Annotated in this window: 5 protein-coding genes and 1 tRNA gene; 3 read left to right on the top strand and 3 right to left on the bottom strand. The window is 68.9% G+C overall.

Translation table 11 applies throughout. The features are described 5' to 3' along the window. Positions 1-532 precede the first annotated feature (532 nt). On the bottom strand, positions 533-1,801 hold the full coding sequence (gene tyrS, locus ACP7BP_RS14250; protein ID WP_426245425.1) for a tyrosine--tRNA ligase: 1,269 nt from the start codon (positions 1,799-1,801) through the stop codon (positions 533-535). Positions 1,802-1,897: 96 nt separating this feature from the next. On the opposite strand from tyrS, the gene ACP7BP_RS14245 reads away from it, so the two are divergent. The 3 genes from ACP7BP_RS14245 to ACP7BP_RS14235 all read left to right on the top strand — a co-directional run bounded on the left by ACP7BP_RS14245 (position 1,898) and on the right by ACP7BP_RS14235 (position 6,320). Continuing rightward, a complete protein-coding gene (locus ACP7BP_RS14245; protein ID WP_426245424.1) occupies positions 1,898-3,334 on the top strand; it encodes a protein kinase domain-containing protein in 1,437 nt (478 codons plus the stop codon). Positions 3,335-3,424: 90 nt separating this feature from the next. Then, positions 3,425-6,253, top strand: a complete 2,829-nt coding sequence (locus tag ACP7BP_RS14240) for a response regulator (protein WP_426245423.1) — start codon at positions 3,425-3,427, stop codon at positions 6,251-6,253. Further along, a tRNA-Ile gene (locus ACP7BP_RS14235) sits at positions 6,244-6,320 on the top strand. The genes ACP7BP_RS14240 and ACP7BP_RS14235 overlap by 10 nt, the downstream gene beginning before the upstream one ends. 22 nt (positions 6,321-6,342) lie before the next feature. On the opposite strand, the gene ACP7BP_RS14230 is transcribed toward ACP7BP_RS14235, so the two are convergent. Next, on the bottom strand, positions 6,343-8,016 hold the full coding sequence (locus tag ACP7BP_RS14230; RefSeq protein WP_426245422.1) for a WXG100 family type VII secretion target: 1,674 nt from the start codon (positions 8,014-8,016) through the stop codon (positions 6,343-6,345). Next, positions 8,013-9,023, bottom strand: coding sequence for a hypothetical protein (locus tag ACP7BP_RS14225; RefSeq protein ID WP_426245420.1), 1,011 nt, complete (start codon positions 9,021-9,023; stop codon positions 8,013-8,015). Before ACP7BP_RS14225 ends, ACP7BP_RS14230 begins: the two co-directional genes overlap by 4 nt. Positions 9,024-9,030: the final 7 nt, after the last annotated feature.

Below are 9,030 nucleotides of genomic sequence, written 5' to 3'. Positions count from 1 at the left end.
CACGCCGCCAGCGTTCGTCCTGAGCCAGGATCAAACTCTCCGTAGAAAACTTGCTCCCGACAAACAAACCCTGACTTTCGCCAGAATCATTGCCGAAAAAAACAAAACCCAACAAAAAATCGAAGGGCATAACAAACTAATTCGTCGACTATGACACACTGTTGAGTTCTCAAAAATCAGACGCACCCGACCGCCACCCACAACAGTGAGCCTTGTACCGGGACTTCGCAAAACTTAGCGGCTTGAATTACACCGATGCAAATCGGCGGGCATTCTTGCCTTCCCGTGCCGGCTGACCGGCGCACCACATCAGGTCCGAGATTGACCAGCCGCTATTGCGCGCACTCGTCGACCTCGGATTGAGGTTGTGGTGTTGGGGTGGTCTACCCGGGGCCGGGAGCCCGGTCTCGCGACCTTGCTCCCCGCCGCTCCCTGGCGACTCGGAGAACATTAGGTGAATGTCCCTGGCTGCGCAAATCCATCCACCGTGACGGCGGCCACAACTGCGTATGCGCAGGTCAGCGGCCTGTGGTCAACGAACCTCGACCCCGGCGAGCTTCTTCTTGCCCCGGCGCAGCACCAGCCAGCTGCCCCCGATCAGGTCCCCATCGGCGGGCGCGGCGTCGGCGTCCTCGACGCGCACGTTGTTCAGGTAGGCGCCACCTTCGCTGATCGTGCGGCGCGCCTCCCCCTTGCTCGCCGCCAGGCCGGTGCTCACTAGCAGGTCGACGACCGACGGCAGACCACCGGAGCGGTCCACCGTGACCGAGCCTGCCTCGCGCAGCGCCGCGGCCAGAGTCGTCGTACTGAGACCGTGCAGCACTCCGCCGCCGAACAGCGCGGCGGCTGCCTCCCTGGCGGCCGCCGTCTCGGCGGCGCCGTGCACGAAGGTCGTGACCTCGTCGGCCAGCACCTTCTGGGCGGCCCGGAGGAACGGCTTCTCCTCGGTCTGGGCGGCCAGGTCGTCGATCTCATCGTGGGAGAGGAAGGTGAAGAGCCGCAGCATCTCCACGACCTTCTCGTCCTCGACGTTGAGCCAGAACTGGTGGAAGGCGTACGGCGACATCATCTCGGGATCGAGCCAGAGAGCGCCCGTCTCGGTCTTGCCGTACTTGGTGCCGTCGGCGCGCGTCACCAGGGGCGTCGCGAAGGCGTGCACGTGGTCGCCGGTCACCCGCCGGATCAGCTCGGCCCCGCCGGTGATGTTGCCCCACTGGTCGGACCCGCCGAACTGGAGCGTGATGCCGTGGTCGCGATGGAGCGTGAGGTAGTCCATGGACTGCAGCAGGACGTAGGAGAACTCGGTGTAGCTGATGCCCGACTCCAGGCGTCGCTTGACGGTGTCGCGCGCCAGCATCCGGTTGACCGGGAAGTGCTTCCCGATGTCGCGCAGGAAGTCGATCACCGACATGGACGCAGTCCAGTCGTAGTTGTTGACCATCGTGGCGGCGTTGCGGCCCTCGAAGGACAGGAACGGCTCGATCTGGTCGTGCACCTTCTCGACCCAGCCCTTGACGGTGTCGAGGGAGTTGAGGGTGCGCTCAGCGGAGTCCTTGGGGTCACCGATCATCCCCGTGGCTCCTCCGACCAGCAGGTACGGCGTGTGACCGGCGTCCTGCAGCCGCCTGGCGGTGACGATCTGGACGAGGTTGCCCATGTGGAGGCTGGGGGCGGTCGGGTCGAAACCGACATAGAACCGGACACTGCCCTCGCCCAGCGCCGCACGCAGCGCGTCGAGATCAGTCGAATGCGCGATGAGCCCGCGCCATTCGAGGTCGTCCAGGACGTTCGGGGTCGACACAGATGTTCCTCTCGAGAGTGGGCCGGCACGGCGTACCGGGCAGAGCAAGCCTGCCAGATGGTGCCGACCGCCGCGGCTGCTCCTAGGCTGACCGACGTGATTGCAGGCAGGTACTCCCTCGACCGGGAGATCGGGCGCGGCGGCATGGGCGCGGTCTGGCTCGGCCGCGACGAGGTGTTGCACCGAGACGTCGCGCTCAAGCGCATCGGGATGATGCCCGGCGCCTCGACCCCCGACCTCGAGCGCGCCGAGCGCGAGGGGCGGCTGGCGGCCCGCCTCAACCACCCGCACGTGGTGGCCATCTACGACCTGGTCGACGAGCAGGACGAGCAGTGGCTGGTGATGGAGTACATCGAGGGCTCCAGCCTGGCTCAGGTGATCCGCGCCGACGGACCGTTGAGCTCCGAGCGCGCCGCGGAGATCCTGTGGCAGACCGCCGACGCGCTGGCTGCCGCCCACACCGCGGGCGTCGTGCACCGAGACGTGAAGCCCTCGAACATCCTCCTGACGACCGACGGCCAGGCCAAGCTCACCGACTTCGGCATCGCCCGCGCGGAGGCCGAGGCGTCGCTGACGCAGACCGGCCTGGTGACCGGCTCCCCCGCCTACCTCTCCCCCGAGGTGGCGTCGGGCCAGACCGCCACCCCTGCCGCCGACGTGTGGTCGCTGGGGGCGACGCTCTTCCACGCCCTGGCCGGCCGGCCGCCGTACGACGTGGGCGAGAACGTGCTCGGCGCCATGTACCGCATCGTCAACGAGCCGCCGCCGCGGCTAGACGACGCGGGCTGGCTCGCGCCGTTGCTGGAGAACACGATGGCCACCGACCCTGAGCAGAGATGGTCGATGAGCCAGGTGCGCGACTTCCTGGCCGGACGCGGCAACACCGTCGAGCGGGCGCCGGCGGCGGCGGTCGCCCAGCCGACCTCCACGACCCCGGATGCTCCGGCTCCCCCCGAGCGGGAGTCGCACACCGAGATGCTGACCGCGACACCGGTCGAGCCGGTCACGGCCGCGCCCGCGGCGCGGCCCAGGCGTCGGCGGTCGGTCATGCCGTGGTTGGCGGCCCTGCTGGGGCTGCTGCTGGTGATCGTGATCGCCTACGTAGCCAGCCAGCTCGGCGGGAAGGAGGAGGATCCCAATCCCCCGGCCGCCGACGAGTCGACGTCGTCGCCTGCGGACCCCAGCTCGGAGCCAGACCCGGATCCCACCTCGGAGTCGCCCCCGGCGCAGCCGGATCCAGCCGCCATGGAGGCGTTCGTGGAGGACTACCTGCAGACCGTGACCTCCGACCCGAAGTCGGCCTGGACGCGTCTCACCGGGGACTTCCAGTCGGACAGCGGCGGGTACGGCCAGTACAAGGGCTTCTGGGCCACCATCGAGAGCGCCACGGTGCGCGCCATCGACGCGGACCCGGCCGGGATGACGGTGACCTACGACGTCGACTACGAGACGACGACAGGTCCGAAGAGCGACACGGTTCGGTTGCACCTGGTCGAGTCCGGCGACTCGTTCCTGATCGCTGCCGAGGGCTGATACAGACCGGCCACCTTCGGCGAAAAGTGCACCCGCGCCCCGTGCGCCCACCTATCGTGACCACGACAGGGTCGGGAGGGAACGCACGCCGTGGAGCTGGCACATCTGTACCGCGAGATCGTGGAGACCTCGACCGACGCCATCTGGGTCTTCGACCTCGACGGCCGGCTGCTCTACGTCAACCCTGCCTGTGCGGAGCTCATGGGCGTGCCCGTCGAGCAGGCGGCGGAGCGCACCGCGTTCGACTTCCTCGACCGGGTCGGCAGGCTCCAGTTCGCCCACCACCTCCAGGAGATGCGCGGCGGACTGTTCAACGACTCCGACTTCGAGGTCCAGTTCGTGCAGGACGACGGCAGCCTGGTGTGGGTGCTGGCGAGCGAGACCCCCCTGTACGACGACTCCGGAGAGCTCACCGGGGTCCTGCACCGGATGGCGGACTACACCGATCGCCGGCACACTGTCGACGAGCTCTCCGCCAGCCAGGAGCGGCTGGCGGAGGCCCAGCGCATCGCCCGCATCGGCAGCTTCAGCTGGGACGTCACGCACGACGTGGTGACGGGATCCGACGGGCTGTTCCTCATGCTCGACCTGGGTGAGCCGGGCCGACTGTCCCACGGTGAGTTCCTCTCGCTCGTGCACGAGAGGGACAGGGGAACCCTCGATGAGGACCTCGCGACCGCGATAGCGACCGGGACCGACGTGCGGTTCGTCGCCCGCGCCCGGGGCATCGAGGGATGGATCTGGGTCCGGGTGCAGGCCGAGTGCACACTCGGCGAAGATGGCCAGGTCGTCGCCGTCGCCGGGACCGTGCAGGACATCACCGAGACACTCGAGGCCGAGCTCGCCCTGAAGGACCAGGTGGCCCAGAACGTGCTCATGGAGGCCGTCGCCAGGGCCGCGAACAAGGCCAGCACGATGGCCGACGTACTCCGCGACGCGCGCACGCTCATCCTGCTGCACGACAGCTGGGAACGCGCTCGGGGATTCAACTGCGAGGGTGGCGAGGTCACGCCCCTGTACGTCGACGACGCAGACCACGCCGCAGACGTGCTCGATCCCGGGTCTCTCGCCCTCGACCTGGCCCTGGCCAAGAGGTGCCTGGCCGCCGGGGCCCCGGTCTGGGACGAGACCGGCCTGACCCTCGCCTGCCCGGTGCTCCACGCGGGTGAGGTGCGCGCGATCTACACGATCACGTCGCAGCCGCCGATCATCCGGCGTCGCATGATCGAGCAGATGGCGGAGCAGGCCGCCGTACAGATCGGCCGGGTCGCGGAGCGGGAGGCGACCGCGAGAGTGCTGGCCGAGGCCCGCGACGCAGCCGAGGAGGCGTCGCGCCAGAAGTCGGACTTCCTGGCGATGATCAGCCACGAGATCCGGACGCCGCTCAACGGCGTGCTCGGCCTCAACGACCTGCTGATGCGCTCCGGCCTGGATGCGGAGCAGCGCCGGCTCGTCTCCGGGGTCGAACTGTCGGGGCGAGCGTTGCTCAGCCTCATCAACGAGATCCTCGACTACTCCAAGATCGAGGCGGGGCACCTCGAGCTCGAGGCGATCGACTTCGACGTCAGGTCGGTGCTCGACAGCGCCGTGACCCCGCTGCTCTCGACCGGCAGGTCGAAGGGCCTGTACGTCGAGAACACCTACGACGACGCGGTGCCCGCAGTCGTCAACGGCGACCCGACCCGGCTGTCCCAGGTCTTGTCGAACTTCGTCTCGAACGCTGTGAAGTTCACCCGCGAGGGCGCCGTCGTCGTACACGTCAGCGCGATGGAGACCGACGACGGCTGGATGCTGCGCGCCGACGTACGCGACACCGGCGTGGGGACCGACGTCGACGCCGAGACGCTGTTCGCGCCCTTCCAGCAGGCCGACACCTCGACCACCCGGGTGTTCGGTGGCACCGGACTGGGCCTGGCGATCTCTCGCGAGATCGTGCAGGCGGTCGGCGGCGAGATCGGGTTCGACAGCCAGCGCGGTGTGGGCACGCACGTCTGGTTCACGGCGTTCCTGTGCCCGCCGGCGGGTGGTCCGGTGCTGGGCGCCGCCAAGCCGGCGGGCGGCGTTGCGGCGCTCCCACTCATCGACGGCGAACGCCGACGGGTGCTCGTCGTGGAGGACAACCCGGTCAACCAGATGGTCGCGGTGGGTCTGCTGGAGGCGCTCGGCTACGCGGCGGAGACAGCCGACGACGGGCTCGCGGCCATCAAGCTCTACGACCCGCTGCGCCACGACCTGATCCTGATGGACGTGCAGATGCCGCGGATGGACGGTCTGGCGGCGACCCGCGAGCTGCGCGTGCGCTTCGACGACGGGCCCCGTGTGCCGGTGATCGCGATGACGGCGGCAGCAGTGCCGGGTGAGCGTGAGCGCTGTCTCGAGGCCGGCATGGACGACTTCCTCACCAAGCCCGTGGATCCCGAGGCGCTGGCCCAGACCCTCAAGATCTGGCTCGACGCCACTCGCCCCGTGGGGTCGCCTGACGACGTCGAGCCCGGCGTCCAGGCCGAGAGCCGGATCGTCGACGGCATCGACCTCGGCCGGCTCGACATGCTGCGCGACATGGACAGCGCCGGTACGTCGTACCTCGACCGCGCGATCGGCAACTTCGTGGCCGGTGCCGACGACCAGCTGGCCGCCCTGCGCTCCGCGGTCGACTCGGAGGATGCTGATGCCCTGCGCTTCAGTGCACACCGGCTCGCCGGCAGCGCCGGCAACCTGGGCCTGGTCGCCGCCCGGGAGGCTGTCTCCGCCCTCGAGCTGCTTGCCGACTCCGGCTCCACCGGGGGCGCTGCGTCGCTCCTGCCCAGAGCTGAGCGCGAGGTGACGCGGGGACGCGACGCGCTGCTCGACTACCAGGCCACCCACCGTCGAGCCGACGATGACGTCGCCCCACTAGGCTCGGCGCCCTCGGGGCGGTAGCTCAGTCGGTTAGAGCAGAGGACTCATAATCCTTGGGTCGTGGGTTCGAGCCCCACCCGCCCCACCACCGTCTTCGTATGACGACCGCCCTATCGAGGCGCTCCGCTCCTGAACGAGGAGCCGATGTAGCCGTCGGTGCTGAGGTAGTCGTTGGCCGTTGTCGCGAGGTTGTCACCGGCCAGGCCGACCGCCTTCGCCCCGGTCAGCACGCTCTCGGAGGAGAACTCCACGAGCTGGTTGACGGCCTTGCTGACGGCAGCGGCCTTCGGCACCTCGCCGAACATGTGCGCCTGCACGTGCACGCTGTCGAGGATCGAGGCGGCCGAGGCCAGCGTGGACGCGGGCGAGTCGAGATCGTTGGCCGCCTTCGTGAGCGTCGAGGGCTCCACCTCGAAGTCCTCGGTGAGACCGAGGTCCGAGAGTGGCGTGCGCGTCATGTAGGGGTTGGCCCAGAGGCTGTCGTCGTCGGGAACTCCCCACAGCCAGCCCCAGTCGCCGGACTTCATGTGGTCGTACTCCTCGGCGCCGGACTCGTAGGTGACGACCAGGTCGCCGTTGACCTCCACCACGCCCTGCGACATGTTGGGCAGGTCGTAGGGCTCGCTGCGATCGGTCTCGTCCGACCGGTTCTGGACGATCAGGGAGCTCCCGTTGTCGCGGCCCAGCGACGAGCTGAAGACGTACTCGCCGTCGCGCACGAGGACGCCCTGGCAGTCGGCAGGAGTCTCGACGGTGTCGACCTTCTCCCAGTCGCCCGAGGAGCTCCTCTCGTAGACGTACAGCTTGCTCGCGCCGTGGTCGCCCATGTAGAGCCTGCCGTCCTTCATGGTCGAGTAGGACCCGCCATCGAGACCGGTGATGGGCGGCGCCGACTGGGGCACCGGATCGCTTGCCGAGGCATTGCGCAGGTCCTTGAGCGAGTAGGTGTAGATCTCGCCCTTGTCGGTCACGTAGACGTTGTCGCCATCGACGGTGACGCCACCGGCGTGGGTCGGCCGACTGTCGCTGAGGGTGTTGCCGAACTCGTCCTGGTGGGTGCCGAGCTGGGCCTCACCGATCTCCCGTCCGGTCGCCTCGTCGATCAGTGCGAGGTAGGAACCGTCCTTGGACCAATAGGTCTGCACCAGGGTTCCCGTCCCGGAGCCCGTCCCGGGGACGTAGCCCAGGCCTTGCGGGACCAGCCCGCGATCATCGCCGGTGGCCGCCGTGTTCGGGATGAGCGGTCCGAGGCTGCTGTCGTTCCCGCCCAGCCAGTCGTCGTTCTTCGCCAGCCCCTTCTCCACCCACTCTCGGGTGTCCTCGTCCAGCTCGTCGAGATCGACCTCCTCGCCGGACAGCACGGCCGAGACACCCGCCAGCTGCTCGTTGTAGGTCACTCCGACCGACAGCAGGCGTGCGTTGACGACGCGAGCGAAGAGCTCCTCGATCACCGGCGGCAGCGTCGGCCGGTTGCGCCAGAAGCCGATGTAGTAGCCCGCGTCGTCCACGGCGATCTCGTACGCCGACGCGCTGGTCTCCAGCGCCCCGCGAGCGCGACCGATGGCGGCTCGGGTCGCCACGACGCCCTGGCGCAGTCCGAGCGCCCGGTCCTGGAACACGTTGGCCGCCGAGCCGGTCCACACCATCGTGACGCACACGTCGGCGAGCTCCGTCCGGACACCGTCGAGCTGGCTCATCGTCGACTCGAGCGTCGCGGCGGCCGAGCGCAGCGAGGCGGCGTCACCCGAGGTGAGCCGCTGGTACTCGATCTCCGGGTCGGTCACGACTCGTCCCCGCCCTGGAGGACCATCCCGTTGCCGGCCGTCGCGCCGTACGGGAAGACCACCGTCTGCCCCGCAGACTCCTCGAAGACCTCACACTCACCCGACGGCACCTGACACGTCATCAGGGCGACGGAGTCCCCGGGCTGGGTCCGGATGCCGGTGTTGGGCCCGGTGATGTAGGTCCCCACGGCGGTGCGATCGTCAGCCCACCAGGAGAGGTTCCACCGCGGGCCCTCCGTCACGGGGGTCACCTCCGCACCGTCGGCCCCCACGATCCGGATCCGCCCCTCGTCCGCGCCTTCGATGCGCCACTCGCCGTTCGGGCTCGAGTGCAAGTCCGCTGCCTGCGGCCGCTCACCCTCCTCCAGCTCCCTGCCCTCGCCGGTGGCGAGATCGAAGACGAACTCCCCGAGCGCCCGGACGTAGAGGCTCGTGTCGGTCATCGACAAGATCTCCATCTCCGCCTCGGAGTAGGCATCTGCGAGGTCGTCCTCGTCGGGGTCTCCCATGCCGAGGGTGGAGTCGATGACCTGCTTGCCGGTCTTGAGGTCGAAGGCCACCACGGACGCTTGCGGCGTGTCGAACCTGTCCTTCTCGCCGGTCGTCGTGTCGATGGCGGCGAGATAACGCCCGTCCGGGGAGCCGGCCACGAACTGGGGTGAGACCTGCAACCCCGTGCCGGTCGCGGGCTTCCCCGGCGTCGCGAACCGCAGCTCGTCGACGGTGAGCGTGGTCGACCCTGCGTCCTCCTCGCTCTCGGCCGGGACGAAGAAGGCGCCGTCGCCCGCGACGACGAACGAGCGGACGAAGCCGCCGGTGTCGATCGTCGTGCCGTCGGAGAGATGCACGGTCGACCCGGCAGCCCAGGCAAGGCCGCTGGTGACGACCGGATCGGTGCTCGTCCGCCATGCAGGCGAGTCGGTAGCCTTCACATCACCCTCGTCCCCGCAGCCCGTGGCGAGCAGCAGCAGCAATGCGACCACCGCAAGCCCCGCCCGTCGCACCATGCTGGGA

It is taken from the genome of Nocardioides sp. LHG3406-4 (assembly GCF_049897745.1).
GTDB lineage: Bacteria > Actinomycetota > Actinomycetes > Propionibacteriales > Nocardioidaceae > Nocardioides.
The sequence above is the reverse complement of the archived record's forward strand: the minus strand, read 5'-3'. Positions and strand labels throughout refer to the sequence as shown.

Excerpts from the sequence above, each read along its gene's own strand:
- ACP7BP_RS14225 (WP_426245420.1), bottom strand. The coding sequence starts at position 9,023 with ATGGTGCGACGGGCGGGGCTTGCGGTGGTCGCATTGCTGCTGCTGCTC.